Consider the following 16,567-nt stretch of genomic DNA (forward strand, 5'->3'; position numbering starts at 1 on the left):
GTAAACAGTGTTGGTAAGCAGTGACGGCAGTGTTGTCGACAACGGCGTCGAATCAGGGGAGTGAAGCAGTGAGCGAGACCAGTCGCGTCGGCGTGATCGGATCGGGCCTCATGGGCTCGGGCATCGCGGAGGTCTGCGCCCGCGCGGGCCTGGACGTCATCGTCGCCGAGGTGAACGCCACGGCCCTCGACTCGGGCCGCGCCCGGATCGAGAAGTCGCTGGCGCGCGGCGTGAAGAGCGGCAAGCTGGCCGAGGAAGACCGCGACGCGGCGCTGTCGCGCATCCGGTTCACCACGGACCTGGCCGACTTCGCCGACCGTCAGGTCGCCATCGAGGCCGTCGCCGAGGACGAGGCGATCAAGACCGAGATCTTCGCGACCCTCGACAAGGTCGTCGAGGCCGACGACGCCATCTTCGCGTCCAACACCTCGTCCATCCCGATCATGAAGCTGGGCATGGCCACCGCCCGCCCGGAACACGTCATCGGCGTCCACTTCTTCAACCCGGTGCCGGTGCTGAAGCTGGTCGAGCTGGTCCCGTCGCTGCTCACGGCGGAGGAGACCAAGACCCGCGCGCAGTCGTTCGTCGAGACCGCGCTGGGCAAGCAGGTGATCCTGTCGCAGGACCGCGCGGGCTTCGTCGTCAACGCGCTCCTAGTCCCGTACCTGCTCTCGGCCATCCGCATGATGGAGTCCGGCTTCGCCTCCGCCGAGGACATCGACAACGGCATGGTCCTGGGCTGCGCCCACCCGATGGGCCCGCTGCGGCTCACCGACCTGATCGGCCTCGACACCACCAAGGCCATCGCCGACTCCCTGTACTCGGAGTTCAAGGAACAGCTCTACTCCGCGCCCCCGCTGCTGCTGCGCATGGTCGACGCGGGTCTGCTGGGCAAGAAGTCGGGCCGCGGCTTCTACCAGTACTGACCGGGTCCTTCGGTCCTAGTCGGGCTCACCCGAACGGCGCAGTATTCACGGTTGGCGGGCTGGGGGCCGCCGTGCCTCAGCAGCCGGACGGGTGGCGCCCGGCTGGCAACCGTGGGAGTCGCCATGGCAGACCTGATGATCAGTGGAGTGGATCGGACCGGTGAGGTCCGCAAGTTCCGGGACCACGGCAAGATGGTGTTGGGCACCGCGGGCGGGATGACCATCGGCAAGGGCACGTTCGAGCCCGGCTGGCGCTGGTCGGAGGACGTCAAACCGCTGGCGGGCACCGACTCCTGTCAGGTCCACCACCTGGGCTACGTCCAGTCGGGCGCCATGGGCATCCGGCTCAACGACGGCCGGGAGTTCGAGATCCACGCCGACGACCTGGTCGACATCCCGCCAGGGCACGACGCCTGGGTGATCGGCGACGAGCCCTGCGTGATGCTCGACGCCTCACCGGAGGCGACCGGGTACGCGACCGGTCCGGCCCAGCGGGTAGCGCCCTACGCCGACGACAACGTGGCCGCCGTGCGGAAGGGCTATGCCGCGTTCAACAGCGGCGACCTTGAGACCTTGATGTCGATCCTCGCCAAGGACTGCGTGCAGCACGTGCCGGGCAAGAGCCAACTCGCCGGTGAGTACAAGGGAATCGAAGCCGTGCTGGGGTACTACGGCAAGCTCGGCGAGCTGACCGACGGCACCTTCCGGGTCGACCTGACCGAGGTCCACAGCGACGGCAAGAGCCATGTCTGCGCCATCCACCAGGTCACCGCGACCCGCAACGGCGTCACCAGGGTCAGCCGCGGGTCGCTCCTGTTCACCTTCTACGGCGGCCACGCCACCGACCTGCTGGAACTGCACAGCGACCAGGCAGGCGACGACGCCTTCATGGCCTGAGGAGGCCGGTCACCCGACGCAGGTCGGGCAGCTCTCCGCTGGCCAGGTGCGGGTGTGGATTTCGGTCAGCCACACCTGGGGGAGCCCGAGGCGCGGCCCGACAGCCGGGCCGCTCGGCGCGCACACGAACACGCTCGCGAGAGCGACCGGGTGCGCGCCCGCCTCGGTCAGCGCCTGAACGGTCGCCTCGGTGGCCGACCCGAGGTTGATCGCGTCGTCCACGACCACCACGCGCGCGCCACGCAAGTCGATCGAGGCGGGCAGGGCGTACCGCGGTGCGCCATCGACCAGTTCTCGAGTCGCGTATCCGAACCGGAGGCCTAGTGCGGCCGCGACCCATTGGGCGAGGAACGCCCCGCCGTCGAGCGGGCCGACCACCGCGTCGGCGGGGTGGTAGCGCAGGATCGCCGCCAGTCGGTCCGCTTCGGCGCGGGCCTGGCGTGGGTCGCTGATCAGCAGGTCGAGGTCCAGCCAGGTGTCGCCATGGTGGCCGGACTCGAAGACAAAGTGGCCGCGGCGCAGCAGGTCGGTGCTCACCCGGCCATCCTGCCGTAGTCGCCCCATAAACGACGATTACATTACCGACGGGTGTTACTGGCGGGTCACTTTAAGAACGTGAAGAGAATGCCGGAATGAATGGCGAAATCACCGTTTAGTGTGAGAATTCGGTCACAAGTGCGGCGTTACTCTTCGGTAGTTGTCCAAAGTGACGAAGTGGCAGTTATCGCCTTGCGCGACCAGGATCGAACGACCGGAGCCCGCCTCATCGGCGTGGGCTCATATCGCCCCACCGCGGCGGTTCCCAGTGACGCCATCGCGGCCCGCTTCGGCCGCACCGGCGAGTGGATCCGCGAGCGCACCGGGATCATGTCCCGCCGCTTCGCGGGCGACGAGGAGACCGTCGAGAGCATGGCCGTCGAGGCAGGCCGCGAGGCGCTGACCGCCTCCGGGTTAACCGCCGCCGACATCGACCTGGTGATCGTGGCGACCTGCAGCCACCCCGCGCCCATCCCGAGCATCGCCTCCGGTGTCGCCGTCCGCCTCGGCGCGCTCACCGCGGCCGCGTTCGACCTCAACGCCGCCTGCTCCGGGTTCTGCTACTCCCTCGCCGTGGCCGCCGACGCGGTGCGTTCCGGGTCGGCCCGGCACGTCCTGGTCATCGGCACCGAGAAGATGACCTCCCTGGTCGATCAGACCGACCTGGGCACCTCCATCATCTTCGGCGATGGCGCGGGCGCCGTCGTGGTCGGCGCGTCCGTCGACCCGGGGATCGGCCCGATCGTGTGGGGCAGCGACGGCTCGGCCGCCGACCTGATCCACATCCCCGCGGGCGGCCTGATGCACATGGAGGGCCAAGCGGTCTTCCGCTGGGCCACCACGGAGATCCACCCCATCGCCGTGCAGGCCTGCGACCGCGCGGGCGTGCGACCCGAGGACCTGGCCGCGATCGTCCCGCACCAGGCGAACCTGCGCATCGTCGAGGCGCTCGCCCGCAAGATCGGCGCCCCGAACGCCGTGGTCGCGCGCGACGTCGTCGACCACGGCAACACCTCCGCCGCGTCGATCCCGATGGCGATGGAGCGGCTGCTGCGCGAGGGCCAGGTCGACCCCGAAGGGCTGGCGCTGCTCGTCGGATTCGGTGCCGGACTCACCTACGCGGCCCAGGTCGTGCGTTTTCCGAAGGTTTTGGAAAACGTGCCGGTGAATGCCTGACCGGAATTATCCGGCCTGCTTGCCGACCAGCTCCTGGAACCAGTAGTAGGAATCTTTCGGCGTTCGCTTCAGCGTGGCGTAGTCGATGTGGACCAGGCCGAACCGCTCCGCGTACCCGGCCGCCCATTCGAAGTTGTCGGTGATCGACCACGCGAAATAGCCGCGGACGTCGATCCCGTCGGCGATCGATTCGGCCAAGGCGCGCAGATGCGCGTCGTGGTAGGCGATGCGGGCCTGGTCCGGAACGTGCCCGTCGACGGGGTCGGGGTCGTGGTACGAGCAGCCGCTCTCGGTGATGTAGAGCGGTGGCAGGTCTTCGCGGTACCGGTCGGCGAACATCGACACGGTCTCGCGTAGGCCCTCGGGCGCGACCGGCCAGCCGAAGTCGGTCGTCTGGTAGCCGACGACCGGGCGCGGCTCGAACGGCAGACCCGGTGGCAGCAAAGCACCTTCGACCACCGGGGCCTGCCCGTCGGTCGCCGACGCGGCGCCGACCACAGTCGGCTGGTAGTAGTTGATGCCGAAGAAGTCCAGCGGCGTGGAGATCACCTTGAGGTCCTCAACGACCGGCCCGGGCATCGCCTCGGCCAGCTCGTCGACCGGATAACGCCCGCGCAGCAACGGATCGGAGAACAGCCAGTTGACCAGGGTCGTGTAGGTCTCCGCGGCGGTCACGTCCGCGTCGGCGTCCGACGCTGGCCACACCGGCCCGTGGTTGCTCGCGATGCCGATGTTGGAACACCCGGCCGCACGCAGCGCCTGGGTGGCCAGCCCGTGGCCGAGAAGCTGGTGGTGCACGGCGGGAAGCGCTTCGAAGCCCAGCGCCCGGCCGGGCGCGTGGTTGCCCAGCGCGTAGCCGAACATGGTGACGACCACGGGTTCGTTGAGCGGCATCCACATCCGCACCCGGTCGCCGAGCCGCTCGCCGACCGCGGTGGCGTAGTCGGCGAAGTGACCGACGATGTCGCGGCCGATCCAGCCGCCGTCGTCCTCCAGTGCCTGCGGGGTGTCCCAGTGGAACAGCGTCGCCGCGGGGGCGATGCCCGCCGCGCACAGCTCGTCGACCAGCCGGTCGTAGAAGTCGAGCCCCTTGGCGTTGACCGCGCCCTTGCCGTCGGGCACGATCCGCGGCCACGCGATGGAGAACCGGTACGCGCCGACACCGAGGTCACGCAGCAGGGCGACGTCCTCGCGGTAGCGGTGGTAGTGGTCGGTCGCGACGGATCCGGTGTCACCATTGACCACCCGGCCCGGCTGGGCGGTGAACGTGTCCCAGACCGAACGGCCGCGGCCGTCCTCGTCGACCGCCCCTTCCACCTGGTAGGCGGCCGACGCGGCGCCCCAGAGGAAACCGGTGGGGAAGTCCGGGAACGGCTGCGGCATGCGGGTTTCCTCTCAGCGAACGGTTTTGATCCGGTAGACCAGTGCGGCGCCGAGCAGGCCCACGCCCGCGGACGCCGTGTAGAGCGCGGGATATCCGCCCAGACCGCTGACGATCGGCGCGGCGACGACCGGGGCGAGCACCTGGGGGAGCGTGTTGGCGATGTTGATGACGCCGAGGTCCTTGCCACGGTCGGCGGCGGCGGGCAGCACCTGGGTGATCAGCGCGAAGTCCACGGAGGTGTAGATGCCGAACGACACGCCAAGGACGGTCGCGGCGACCAGGGCGCCCAGCCAGGTCGGCCACACGGCGAGCAGCGTCGCGGCCACCGACATCACGATTCCCGAGCCTGCCACGAAGACCCGCCGCCTGCCGACTCGGTCCGACCAGTACCCGCCGATGAGCACCGTGCCCAGCAGCGCCAGCGCGTACACACCGGTGAGGACCACGACCCCGCCCTCGGGGTCGCTGATCCGGACCTGGTCCTTGAGGTAGTACAGCAGGTACAGCAGCGCGATCGCGTTGCCGAGGTTGATCAGGAACCGGGTCAGCCACGCCCAGGCGAAGTCGGGATGCGCGCGGGGACTGATCCAGAAGCCGCGCAGGAACGCTTTGGTGTCCCACGCGGGCACCTCGGCGACTGTCCGGTCGCGACGAAGCAGCACGAACGGCAGCGAGCCGAGGACGACGAACGCCGCGCAGGCCGCGTATCCACTGAGGACGCTCCCGCCCGCGTAGGCGAGCCCGGTGCCGCCGAGCACGCCGACGGTCTGGGCCACGCCGAAATACCCGCCGGCAACACCGCGTTTGGCCAGTGGGACTTGGTCGGGGATCGCGGCGCTGAGCGCGGCGAAGGGGGCGTTGAGGGCGATCTGGGTGAGCGACCAGCCTGCGATCATGCCCGCTGTCGACTCGGCGCTTGCGAGCACCATGAGACCTGCCGCGCCGGCGATCGCGCCGCCCGCGACCCAGGGGATGCGTTGGCCGAGTCTTGAGGTGGTGCGGTCGGAGAGGGCGCCCCAGAGGGGGTTGGCGATCATCGAGAAGACGGCGCCGATGCCCGCTACCAGGGCGAGGATGCTCTCTTTGTTGGCTGGGTCGATCAGGTCGGCTTGGGTGCCCAGGAGGATTTGGAGGGGGCCGTACCAGCCGACGAAGGTGGCCGTGGTGGCCAGGCAGAAGGCGAGGATCCAGCGGGTGGGGACGCTGGTGCTCGGCTCGATCGCGACCATGCCCCGCCTCCTCTGTGATGAACATGAGAGAGAATCACGTAAGGATTGTGGGTGGGGGCGGTGGCGTCAAGAGCGCAGTGGGGTGGGTGGGTGCCTGTTTGGGTGGTTCGCCTTGATTCGGGGACCCCGGAGAAGGACCTGCGCGGGTAAAGCGGGCAGGATAGGGAAACTGCCCCGCGCTGCGAAAGTTTAGGCCTTCTCCCCCCGAATCAAGGCGAACCACCCAAACAGGCCGTTGGGTTTGGCCCGTTGCGTTCCGGGGTGGTTGGGGATGGCGGCACCACCCGAAGCAGGCCGTTCGGTTCTGCCCCTTGCATTTAGGGGATGGGAGGGGCAGAACCGGAGGGTCGGCGCCATGTCACAGCGCCCCGCTAGATCTCTGGGGCGAATTCGCGTGGCCTGTCGCGTAGGCCGAGGAGCCATTCCACTGCCTGCTCGCAGCGCATGGCCGCGAAGCCGTCTCCGAACGGGTTGTTCGCCGGTGACACCGCGAGCCGTTCCACTTGGCTGAGTACCAGCTTCTCCGTAATGCCGGCCACCAGTGCGCGATCCGGCGCGGCGGTCCACGGGTATCCGGGTCGTTCCGGTTCGGCCCAGATGCCAACGCCGCCGACCAGCACGAGTGCAGGCACACCGAAGCTGGGGGCCTGTTCGGCGAGCAGGTCTGAGTCGGTGACCACGGCCGCCGCGATCGACAGCAGCCGCACCTGGTCCGGTGGGTCCACCGGGTCGGTGATCGTCACCCGCACCAGCCTGCCGAGCACGTCGTCGGCGACGAGGCGCAGTTCGCTTTCGTATGCGGCTGGCAGCACCACTTCCAGGTCCGGCGTCGCCAGCACGAGGTCGGCGATGCCGTGCAGCACTGCCGCCAGGTCGTCCTGCGCCCAACGCGCCGGGTCGAGTGCCACGAGGACCATGCGGCAGCCGCCGTGCACGACTGCCTCCTCCACGGCGCGGACACGGTCGTCGGGGTGTTCGTGGTGGCGTTCGATGGCGCCGAAGCCCGCGTCCACCGCCGTGCTGCCCACCGTGACGACCTTCGGACCGCCGTGGGCCTCGCAGGCCAGGTTCGCGGCGGCGTCGGCGGTGGCGGCGAGGTGCAGGGAGCTGATCTGGGCGATCAGCCGCCGGTGGCCTTCCTGGGGGAAGGGCGCCGTCAAGTCGTGTGAGCGCACGCCCGCGTCGAGGTGGACCACCGGGATCCGGCGCCAGAAGGCTGCCATCGCCGCGCTGAACGCTATGCCGTTGTCGCCCTGGACGAAGACCGCGTCAGGGGCCAGGTCGGCGTAGACGCGGTCAAGGGCGTCGAGCAGCCAAGCCGCTCCCTGTGTGGTGTGGCCGTCCAGAGTGGACTCGACGACCAGGCTGGGAACGACGTCGAAGGCCGCCAGCGCCTCGCCGACCTCCACGGTCTGGTCGCCGCAGGAGATCACGATGGGGCGGACCCGGGCGCTTCGGCGCATCGCCGCCGCCACCGGGGCGATCTTGACCGCGGCGGGGCCGTCGCCCGCGACCAGGCAGACGTGGGGCATGCGACCCGGTTCGGGTGCGGGGAGCGGGACAAGCGTGTTCGGCATGACCGTCACCCCTTCCGCCTGAATTCCGGGTGACCGGAATTCGTTGCGCGGTAAGACTTGGACGGCTCCGACGCTACCTGCGGTAGTTCCACGAACGGATTCGACACGCCGACCTCGGCGTTTACCACCCGGGTCGGTGACTATGCGCGATTGTCACTCGCGGGGCGCGGGGGTCCGGGTGTTCTGCAGCCGGGTCGCGTAGACGGCGGCCTCGGTGCGGCGGTCGAACCCGAGCTTGTGCAGCAAGGTCGAGACGTAGTTCTTCACGGTCTTCTCGGCGAGGTAGAGCTGCCCCGCGATCTGCCGGTTGGTCATGCCCAGGGCGATCAGGTCGAGGATCTTGCGCTCCTGCGGGCTCAGCGTGCTGTAGCGCGCGTCCTCGCCGCGGCCGCTGCGCAGCCGGTCGAGCACGGTCGCGGTGACCCCGGCGTCGAGCAGCGAACCGCCGCCCGCCAGGGTGCGGACCGCGGCGACGAGGTCGTTGCCGCTGACCTGCTTGAGCATGTACCCGGCCGCGCCCGCCATGATCGCGCCGAACAGGGCCTCGTCGTCGGAGAACGACGTCAGCATCAGGCACGCGGGTGGCGGCACGACCGACGACCGCAGGTCCCGGCACACGCTCACGCCTTCGCCGTCGGGCAGCCGCACGTCGAGGATCGCGACCTGCGGCCGCAACGCGGGCACCCGGGCCAAGGCCTGGGCGGCGCTGGCCGCCTCGCCCACCACGGTGATGTCCGGTTCGGCGTCGAGGAGTTGCCGCAGGCCCCGACGGACGACTTCGTGGTCGTCGAGCACGAACACCGAGATGGTCATGGATCAGGTCTCCTCGTCATCCGGGTCGGCCGCGGCATGCCTGGGCAGGGGCACGGTCCAGCACACGCGGGTGCCGCCCCGCGCCGGGATCTCGAAGTCGCACTGGCCGCCCCAGTGGTGCGCCCGCTGGACCATGTTGGCCAGGCCGCTGCGATACGGCAGGTCCGCGGGCAGCCCGAGGCCGTCGTCCTGGACCAGCAGTTCCAGCCGGGTGGCCCGCCGGTCGACGGCCACCGTGACCTGCACACCGCCCGCGTGCGCGTGGCGCACCACGTTGGACAGCGACTCGCGCAGGGTCGCGATCAGGTCGCCGTGGGCGTCGGGCGGCACCACGGAGTCGAGCGGGCCCTCAAGCCGGACGGTGGGTTCGTAGCCCAATGAGACTGTCGCGTCGGAGATGGTCCGGAGGATCTCCCCACGCAGGCTGTACGGGCCGTTCGCGGGCTCCTGCAGCGAGAAGATGCTGCGCCGGATCTCCCGGATCGTCTGGTCGACGTCGGCGACATAGGTGTTGAGCCGGTCGACGACGGGCTCGTCGTCGAGCCCCCGGCACAGGCCCTGGATGCCGATGCCGACGGCGAAGAGCCGCTGGATCACCAGGTCGTGCAGGTCGCGCGCGATGCGGTCGCGCTCCTCGAACAGCGCCAGCCGCTGCCGGTCCTGCTGCGCCTCGGCGAACTCCATCGCCTGGGCGGCGTGCCCGGCGTAGTTCTCGAACATGGCCAGGTCGTCCTCGTCGAACGGCGTGGCGCCCAGGTACTTCGCGACGATCAGCACCCCCATCGGGTGCGGGCCGGTGCGCAGCGGGACGAACATCGCGGGCCCCAGGTCGGCGATCGGCCCGGGAAGCCGCTGGAAGGTGTGGGCGGACCGGGCGAACGCGGCCTTGCCGAGCTGTTCGATCATCCGGCCGCGCCCGGTGCTGAAGACGTCGCCGGTGATGCTGTCGACGATCGGGATGCGCAGACCGTGGAACACCGGCGCCAACGCCCCGTCGCCCGCGCGGACCGTCAGGTTCTCGGGTCCGTCGGGCACACAGACGGCGGCGATGGCGGCGTCGGGCACCGCCCTGGCCCGGGCCGCCACCAGACGCAGCCCCTCAGCGGTCTCCGGTCCGGTGCGCAGCACCGAGGTGACCTCGTTGGTGGCCCGCAGCCATTGCTCACGCCGGTGGCTGGCCTGGTACATCCGGGCGTTCTCGATCGCCAGGCCCGCCGCCGCGGCCAGCGCGCCGAGGACCTCGTCGTCCTCCTCGTCGAATCCCTCGTCGCCCGCCTTGTCGGCCAGGTACAGCGCGCCCAGGGTCACGCCCCTGGCCCGGATGGGAACGCCGATGAAGGAGCCCATCGCGGGGTGGTGTTCCGGGAAGCCCACGGCGGCCGGGTGCGTGGCGACGTGCTCGAGGCGGACCGGCCCTTGCGCGTCGATCACCAGGCCGAGGACGCCCTCACCCGAGGGCAGCGCGCCGATGGCGGCCTCGGTCTCGGCATCGACACCCGTATGGGTGAACTCGACGACCTCACCGCTCGGGCCGAGGGCGGCCAGCGCGCCGTAGCGGGCGCCGACCAGCTCGCAACCCGCCGCGACGATGCGCCGCATGACGTTGCGCAGGGACAGGTCGCTGCCGACCGAGAGCACGGCGTCGAGGAGGTGGCGGACCCGGTCCTGCGACACCTTCGCGGCGGCGGCCAGGTAGATCAGGTCGTGCAGGATCGGGTCGGCGGGTCTGGCGGGTTGGCTGAGCGGCGCCTCCGTGCGGCTGCCCTCCTGGCCACGCCCGCTCTCCGCCCCTGTCTTCAACACCGCCCACCGCTTTCGCCCGTGCGTCCCTTGACGCCTGCACCCTCGGAGGGATCGTGTCCGCTCGCGCGGGTGATACATCGATTCGTCGAATTGCACGCGATCGAGTCATTCGTCGGTACTACCGTGGCCCCATTCGGCGCTGTGCGCAAGAGCGGAAGTCACGCGGAGCTATCGGTTAATCGCCGCCATGGATGTCGTTCAGCTCGTGATCTCCTCACGAATCGTGACCGTCCGCGTCCGTTCGGGCGCGATTCGATACCTTCGGTAGGCCGGGTGGCGCAGTCCCTTGATTCTGCTGAGCGTTTCGCGCCGTATTCGACAAACTTCGCGAATCATTCCGCCAATTCGCTCGCGGAAATCCAGCGCAAATTCCAGCGGTGCGGACCGCCGCGGAAAACGGTGCGTGACAATGGCGCGACGTCGATTCGCCAGAAGGCGGGCGGATCTGCGCCGAGGGCGGTCACGATCATCGCCTTGACCACCGCCGGGTGCGTGACGGCGACGATCCGGCGGCCCGGCTGAAGCTCGTCGAGCCAGTCCGCGACCCGGCTCAGCAGGTCCACAATGGACTCACCGCCGTGCGGCGCGGCCTTCGGGTCGGTGAGCCAGCGGGCGACCTCCTCGGGTTCGGCGCCCGCGACGTCGTCGAGCGTGCGGCCCCGCCAGCGCCCGTAGTCGCAGTCGCGCAGCCGGTCGTCGATCTCGGCGGTCACCCCGAGCGCCGCGGCGGTCTGCGCGCAGCGCGTCTCCGGCCCGCGTGAAGCGCTGTCCACCCGACCCGGACCGGCTACGTCGAGCGACCGCTCGACCGGTTCGTCGCGGGGAAACGCGGCCATTCGGGTGGCCGCGGTCGCGGCGTGGCTGACCACGGTCAACGTCGCGCTCATGAGATATCCCACCGTCCGAACGGCCGCGTTGACAGTGCCAGCCCGGCTCCAATACTTTTCAGAGTCGACCCTGATGGTAGAAGGAAGCCGGTGAGAATCCGGCACGGCCGCGCCACTGTGATCGGTCCCGGAGCACCCGGAGCCGAAGTCAGACCCTCCACCATCGTCCCGCTCCACTGACTGGGCCGCGTGAAGCCCCGAGGAGGATCTCATGACGCATGCCGTCGCGAACCCCACCCCGATCCCGCTGAGCATCCCGATTCGGCAGACCCTGCCGTACGCGATCTTCGTGGGTGTTCTGTCCCTGCTCGCCATGTACTTCGTCGGAGCCGAGCAGGGAGCGCTGGCGATCTTCGAGGGCACCTCTGTCCACGAACTCGTCCACGACGCGCGTCACCTGCTGGGCTTCCCGTGCCACTGACCGACTCCGTGAACTCTGAGACACGGCCGGAGAGTGCGTCGGCCGCGCTCACTGTCCGATCGGTGTTGATCTGGGGTCTGCTGGCCGGTTTGGTCGGCGGACTCCTGGCCTTCGGGTTCGCCGCCGCTTTCGGTGAACCCTCGGTCGACCGCGCCATCGCCATCGAGGAGGCGGGCGCGCCCGCGCACTCTGATGGGCACAGCCACGCCGAACCGGCCGCTGAGGAGGAAGAGGGCTTCACGCGGGCCTTCCAGTCCACGGTCGGCCTGGGCATCGGCGCGGTCGTGTTCGGACTTGGCCTGGGCGGGCTGTTCGGCTTGGCCTTCGCGTTCGCCTACGGCCGGATCGGCACCCGCACCCCGGGTTCCACCGCGCTGGCGGTGGCGGGCATCGGTTACGTCGCGGTGGTGCTCGTGCCATTCCTGACGTACCCGGCGAACCCGCCCGCCGTCGGCAGCGCCGACACCATCGGCGACCGCACCGCCCTGTTCTTCGCGATGATCGGCATCTCCGTGGTGCTGGTGATCGCCGGGACGGTGCTCGCCCGATCGCTGACCCCGAGGCTCGGCGGCTTCACCGCCACCGCGGTGTCCGTGCTCGGCTACGTGGTCGTGGTGACGGCGGTCGCGAAGCTGCTGCCGTCGTTCCAGGAGGTTCCCGCGGGCTTCCCCGGTGACCTGATCTGGGACTTCCGAGTCGCCTCCCTAGGCACCTCGGCCGTCCTCTGGGCCACCATCGGCATCACCTTCGCCACCCTCATGACCCGCTCCCTCCGCCGCACCACCTGACCGCGAGTCGCCCCTTCCAGCAAACGAGTCGCCCCTTCCAGCAGATGAGTTCGACATTCGAGTTGTCTCGATGTCGAACTCACTTGCCGGGAGGGGCGACTCGTTTGCCTGGCGGGGCGACTCGCGGTCAGGTGGCGGTGACGAAGGTGGTGATGGCGGTGGGGTCGCCGGCGGGGTGGGTGTGCAGGTAGGAGGCGTGGACGTTGCCCTGGATGAAGCCTTCGCGGCGGGTGACGCCCTCGTGGTCTCGCCAGGCCCAGGCCGGGGTGGTGCCGTGGACCGGGGTGGTGACCGTGCGGTGGAACTCGTGCCCGGTCACCCGCCTGCCCTCCGGCCGCAGCGGCGACGGCGCCATCGAGACAGCGTCGCGATAGCCCAGGGTCAGGCGAGGGTTCATGGCGGCGGTCGCGGGCAGGACACCGCACATGGGCTTGCCGTCCAATTCGGACACCAGGTAGAGCAGCCCGCCGCACTCGGCGTGGATCGGCGCGCCCGACTCCGCCAACGCGCGGACGTCCATTCGCAGCTTCTCGTTGGCCGACAGCGCTTCGGCGTGCTGTTCGGGGAAGCCACCGGGCAGTACCAGCCCGGCCGTGCCCGCGGGCAGGCACTCGTCGCGCAGCGGGTCGACCACAGCGATCTCCGCGCCGGCCGCCCGCAGCAGTTCCACGTGCTCGGCGTAGCCGAAGGTGAAGGCCGAACCACCGGCCACCGCGATCACCGGGCGGCCCGGCACGACCTCGACCTCCTCGGCCGGATCCCAGACCGGGCCCGGGAAGTCCGGGGCCGAACGGGCGAGCCGCACGACCGCGTCGAGGTCCACTGAGGCGTCGATCAGGTCGGCCATGGCCTCGACCGCGCGCATCGCGGCCGCGCCGTGCTCGACCGCCGGGATCAGGCCCAGGTGCCGAGACGGGACGTCCACCTCGACCGCGCGCCGCACCGATCCCAGCACCGGCAACCCGACGTCGGCGCACGCCTCGCGCAGCACCTGGTCGTGGCGGTCGGAGCCGACCTGGTTGAGCACCACGCCCGCCATCCGAACACCCGCGCGGTACGACCGGAAACCGTGCAGCAGCGCGGCCAGGCTCGTGCTCTGGCCGCGGGTGTCCACGACCAGCACCACAGGAGCGTCGATCAGTTCGGCCACATGCGCGGTCGACCCGAACCCGCCCGCTTCGACCTGGTGGCCGATGCGCCCGTCGAACAGACCCATCACACCCTCGACCACCGCGATGTCCGCGCCCAGCGCGCCATGGCGGAACATCGGCCCGACGCGGTGTTCGCCGACGAGCACGGGGTCGAGGTTGCGTCCCGGCCTGCCGCCCGCCAGCGTGTGGTAGCCGGGGTCGATGTAGTCGGGGCCGACCTTGAACGGCGCCACCGTGTGCCCACGCCTGCGCAGCGCGGCCATGAGGCCGGTGGCGATCGTGGTCTTGCCACTGCCCGAACCGGGCGCGGCGATGACCAGTCTGGCTACCACTCGATGCCCTTCTGGCCCTTCTGTCCCGCGTCCATCGGGTGCTTGACCTTGGTCATGTGCGTCACCAGGTCGGCGGCGTCCACAAGGGACTGCGGCGCGTCGCGGCCGGTGATCACCACGTGCTGGTGGCCCGGCCGGCTCGCCAGCGTCTCGACGACGTCGTCGACGTCGATCCAGCCCCACTTGAGCGGGTAGGTGAACTCGTCGAGCACGTAGAGCCCATGGGTCTCCTCGGCGAGCCTGCGCTTGATCTCCGCCCAGCCCTCACGCGCGGCCTCGGCGTGGTCATCCTCGCTGCCCGGCTTGCGCGACCATGACCAGCCCGAGCCCATCTTGTGCCACTCGACTGGACCGCCCTCGCCGGTCTCCTCGTGCACCTTGCCCAGCGCCAGGAACGCGGACTCCTCGCCGACACGCCACTTCGCGGACTTCACGAACTGGAACACGCCGATCGACCAACCCTGGTTCCAGCCGCGCAGCGCGAGGCCGAACGCGGCGGTCGACTTGCCCTTCATCTCGCCGGTGTGGACCACGACCAGCGGCCGGTTGCGGCGCTGCCGAGTGGTCCGGCCATCGTCGGGGACGACTTCGGGTTTGCCTTGTGGCATCGGTGTTTCTCTCCCTCTACGCGGCGCGGGCGGCGCGAACCACGCCCGCCACCGAGTCCGCCGACAGTTCTTCCAGACGAAGGCCGGTGCCGCCGAGCGCGGCGGTCAGCTTGCCCGCCAGGCCGAGCCGGACCGGGCCGCTCTCACAGTCCACGACGACGCTCGCCGTGCCCTCGGCGGCGATCATCGCCGCCGCTCGCATCGCGTCACCCACGGCGTCACGCGACACCGCGACGGTGGCCCGCCCATCGGTCACGACGACCAGGAGCGCACGCCTGCGCGGGTCACGAAGGCGTTCCACGGCAAGGGTTTTGCGGGCGCGGAGCAGTCCGTCGGCGAGTGGGGTGCGGCCGCCGGTGCGCAGGTCGCGCAGCCGGGCCACGGCCGCCTCCACAGACGACGTCGGGGGCAGCGCCAGCTCCGCGGACGACCCGCGGAAGGTGACCAGCCCGACCTTGTCGCGCCGCTGGTACGCGTCGCGCAGCAGCGACACCACGGCACCGGTCACCGCGGACATCCGCTTGCGGGCGGCCATGGAACCGGACGCGTCGACCAGGAACAGGACGAGGTTGCTCTCCCGCCCCTCGCGGACGGCTTTGCGCACGTCTCCGGCCCGCACGATCAGCCCGGCGCCCGTGCGCCCACGGTCGCGCTGGTACGGCGCGGCGGCGGTCAGGGTGCCGACAAGGTGGATGCCGGAGCCTTGTGAGGTCGAAGCCCGAAGCGCTCGCCCGGAGCCCGCTCGGGAGCGGGATCGGCGGCCCGGCGCGCCTTCGCCGACACCGGCGATCTCCAGCTGCCGGGCCCGGAACGCCGGGTCCGGGGTGGCCGGGGCCTGCCCGCCGGACGGCGTTGGTGGCGCTTCGGCGTTCTGCGGCCCTTGCGCGGGCCCGGTCGGTCCGTCACCGGGCTCGGGAGCACCACCCCCAGGACCATCGGGTCCGGGATCCGGGTCGGGCTCGCGGTCCGCTTCCTCGGCCGCGTCCTTCATCGCTTGATCCAGCTGGTCCTGCTCGATGCCGGGCTCGTCGAACGGGTCGCGCCTGCGTCGGTGCGGCAGCGCCAGCCGAGCGGCGACCTCCACATCGGACTCCTCGACCCGCTCCGCGCCCCGCCAGGCGGCGTGCGCGACGGCGGTGCGAGCCAGCACCAGGTCGGCGCGCATGCCGTCGACGTCGAACGCGGCGCAGACAGCGGCGATGCGGCGCAGCTCCGAGTCAGGCAGCGACACCTCGGGCAGCGCCTTGCGGGCCGCGACGATCCTGGTCGCCAGCTCGGCGTCCGCGTCGGACCAGCGCTCGGCGAACCCGGCCGGGTCGGCCTCGAACGCGAGCCTGCGGCGGATGACCTCGGTGCGCGTCGGCACGTCCCGGGAGGCACGCACCTCGACGGTGAGCCCGAACCGGTCGAGCAGCTGCGGGCGCAGCTCGCCTTCCTCCGGGTTCATGGTCCCGACCAGCAGGAACGACGCCGCGTGTGAGACCGACACGCCCTCGCGTTCGACGTGGGCGCGGCCCATGGCGGCGGCGTCGAGCAGCAGGTCGACCAGGTGGTCGTGCAGCAGGTTGACCTCGTCGACGTAGAGGACCCCGCGGTGGGCGGCGGCGAGCAGACCGGGCTGGTAGGCGCGGACGCCCTCGGTCAGCGCGCGCTCCAGGTCAAGGGAGCCGATCAGCCGGTCCTCGGTGGCGCCGACCGGCAGCTCGACGAGTCGGGCGGGCCGAGTGTCATCGTCGAAGTCGGTGTGGGGACCGTCGGGGCAGTGCGGGTCGGGCCGCTCGGGGTCGCAGCTGAACCGGCAGCCCGCGACGACCGACGCCTCCGGCAGCAGAGCCGCCAGCGCGCGCACGATCGTCGACTTCGCGGTGCCCTTCTCGCCCCGGACCAGCACGCCGCCGATCCCGGGGTGCACCGAGTTGAGCAGCAGGGAGAGGCGGAGATCGTCGTGGCCGACGACGGCGGAGAACGGGTAGCCGCTCATCGGCTCACGGGAAAGACAGAGATGGCTGGCAGCACGCCATGATCCTCACTCCGGGTC

At 70.5% G+C, this 16,567-nt stretch carries 15 protein-coding genes; 5 read left to right on the forward strand and 10 right to left on the reverse strand.

What is annotated here, in order from left to right:
* The first annotated feature begins 68 nt into the window (after positions 1-68).
* Together C8E96_RS22505 and C8E96_RS33470 are read left to right on the forward strand one after the other, a co-directional pair.
* Positions 69-926, forward strand: a complete 858-nt coding sequence (locus C8E96_RS22505) for a 3-hydroxybutyryl-CoA dehydrogenase (protein ID WP_091382405.1) — start codon at positions 69-71, stop codon at positions 924-926.
* A 123-nt stretch (positions 927-1,049) separates the two neighbouring features.
* A complete protein-coding gene (locus C8E96_RS33470; protein WP_091382402.1) occupies positions 1,050-1,823 on the forward strand; it encodes a nuclear transport factor 2 family protein in 774 nt (257 codons plus the stop codon).
* Positions 1,824-1,832: 9 nt separating this feature from the next.
* Here C8E96_RS33470 and C8E96_RS22515 read toward each other — a convergent pair whose 3' ends face one another.
* The gene (locus C8E96_RS22515) at positions 1,833-2,360 is read right to left on the reverse strand and encodes an orotate phosphoribosyltransferase (RefSeq protein WP_166658077.1); all 528 of its coding nucleotides are present in this window, start codon (positions 2,358-2,360) and stop codon (positions 1,833-1,835) included.
* A 177-nt stretch (positions 2,361-2,537) separates the two neighbouring features.
* On the opposite strand from C8E96_RS22515, the gene C8E96_RS22520 reads away from it, so the two are divergent.
* Entirely contained in the window at positions 2,538-3,536 is a 999-nt protein-coding gene (locus C8E96_RS22520; protein ID WP_228772122.1) for a beta-ketoacyl-ACP synthase III, read from the forward strand.
* Between the two features lie 6 nt (positions 3,537-3,542).
* On the opposite strand, the gene C8E96_RS22525 is transcribed toward C8E96_RS22520, so the two are convergent.
* From C8E96_RS22525 to C8E96_RS22550, 6 genes are all read right to left on the reverse strand, one after another.
* A complete protein-coding gene (locus C8E96_RS22525; protein ID WP_091382394.1) occupies positions 3,543-4,919 on the reverse strand; it encodes a GH1 family beta-glucosidase in 1,377 nt (458 codons plus the stop codon).
* A gap of 12 nt (positions 4,920-4,931) precedes the next feature.
* A complete protein-coding gene (locus C8E96_RS22530; RefSeq protein WP_091382391.1) occupies positions 4,932-6,149 on the reverse strand; it encodes an MFS transporter in 1,218 nt (405 codons plus the stop codon).
* Between the two features lie 371 nt (positions 6,150-6,520).
* The gene (locus tag C8E96_RS22535) at positions 6,521-7,726 is read right to left on the reverse strand and encodes a UDP-N-acetylglucosamine 2-epimerase (protein ID WP_133794673.1); all 1,206 of its coding nucleotides are present in this window, start codon (positions 7,724-7,726) and stop codon (positions 6,521-6,523) included.
* Between the two features lie 153 nt (positions 7,727-7,879).
* Positions 7,880-8,539: a response regulator gene (locus tag C8E96_RS22540; RefSeq protein ID WP_091382385.1), complete on the reverse strand. Its 660-nt coding sequence runs from the start codon at positions 8,537-8,539 to the stop codon at positions 7,880-7,882.
* Between the two features lie 3 nt (positions 8,540-8,542).
* Positions 8,543-10,342 (reverse strand): GAF domain-containing sensor histidine kinase, encoded by a 1,800-nt coding sequence (locus C8E96_RS22545; RefSeq protein ID WP_166658078.1) that lies wholly within the window; start codon positions 10,340-10,342, stop codon positions 8,543-8,545.
* Between the two features lie 332 nt (positions 10,343-10,674).
* Entirely contained in the window at positions 10,675-11,229 is a 555-nt protein-coding gene (locus C8E96_RS22550; RefSeq protein WP_091382379.1) for a histidine phosphatase family protein, read from the reverse strand.
* A gap of 211 nt (positions 11,230-11,440) precedes the next feature.
* Between C8E96_RS22550 and C8E96_RS22555 the strand changes: the two genes are divergently transcribed.
* Both C8E96_RS22555 and C8E96_RS22560 read left to right on the forward strand, forming a co-directional pair.
* Positions 11,441-11,650: a CbtB domain-containing protein gene (locus C8E96_RS22555; protein ID WP_091382376.1), complete on the forward strand. Its 210-nt coding sequence runs from the start codon at positions 11,441-11,443 to the stop codon at positions 11,648-11,650.
* A gap of 62 nt (positions 11,651-11,712) precedes the next feature.
* The gene (locus tag C8E96_RS22560; protein WP_228770198.1) at positions 11,713-12,438 is read left to right on the forward strand and encodes a CbtA family protein; all 726 of its coding nucleotides are present in this window, start codon (positions 11,713-11,715) and stop codon (positions 12,436-12,438) included.
* Between the two features lie 127 nt (positions 12,439-12,565).
* On the opposite strand, the gene C8E96_RS22565 is transcribed toward C8E96_RS22560, so the two are convergent.
* The 3 genes from C8E96_RS22565 to C8E96_RS22575 are packed head-to-tail and all read right to left on the reverse strand — an operon-like array spanning position 12,566 to position 16,510.
* Entirely contained in the window at positions 12,566-13,921 is a 1,356-nt protein-coding gene (locus C8E96_RS22565) for a cobyrinate a,c-diamide synthase (RefSeq protein WP_091382369.1), read from the reverse strand.
* A complete protein-coding gene (gene cobO, locus C8E96_RS22570; protein WP_091382366.1) occupies positions 13,915-14,529 on the reverse strand; it encodes a cob(I)yrinic acid a,c-diamide adenosyltransferase in 615 nt (204 codons plus the stop codon). The genes C8E96_RS22565 and cobO overlap by 7 nt, the downstream gene beginning before the upstream one ends.
* Positions 14,530-14,545: 16 nt before the next feature.
* Entirely contained in the window at positions 14,546-16,510 is a 1,965-nt protein-coding gene (locus C8E96_RS22575) for a putative cobaltochelatase (protein WP_091382364.1), read from the reverse strand.
* Between the last annotated feature and the right edge of the window lie 57 nt (positions 16,511-16,567).

It is taken from the genome of Actinokineospora alba (assembly GCF_004362515.1).
Taxonomy (GTDB): Bacteria; Actinomycetota; Actinomycetes; order Mycobacteriales; family Pseudonocardiaceae; genus Actinokineospora; species Actinokineospora alba.

Coding starts and splice junctions, on each gene's coding strand:
- C8E96_RS33470 (WP_091382402.1), top strand. CDS start 1,050: ATGGCAGACCTGATGATCAGTGGAGTGGATCGGACCGGTGAGGTCCGC.
- C8E96_RS22525 (WP_091382394.1), bottom strand. CDS start 4,919: ATGCCGCAGCCGTTCCCGGACTTCCCCACCGGTTTCCTCTGGGGCGCC.
- C8E96_RS22530 (WP_091382391.1), bottom strand. CDS start 6,149: ATGGTCGCGATCGAGCCGAGCACCAGCGTCCCCACCCGCTGGATCCTC.
- C8E96_RS22535 (WP_133794673.1), bottom strand. CDS start 7,726: ATGCCGAACACGCTTGTCCCGCTCCCCGCACCCGAACCGGGTCGCATG.
- C8E96_RS22540 (WP_091382385.1), bottom strand. CDS start 8,539: ATGACCATCTCGGTGTTCGTGCTCGACGACCACGAAGTCGTCCGTCGG.
- C8E96_RS22550 (WP_091382379.1), bottom strand. CDS start 11,229: ATGAGCGCGACGTTGACCGTGGTCAGCCACGCCGCGACCGCGGCCACC.
- C8E96_RS22555 (WP_091382376.1), top strand. CDS start 11,441: ATGACGCATGCCGTCGCGAACCCCACCCCGATCCCGCTGAGCATCCCG.
- cobO (WP_091382366.1), bottom strand. CDS start 14,529: ATGCCACAAGGCAAACCCGAAGTCGTCCCCGACGATGGCCGGACCACT.
- C8E96_RS22575 (WP_091382364.1), bottom strand. CDS start 16,510: ATGAGCGGCTACCCGTTCTCCGCCGTCGTCGGCCACGACGATCTCCGC.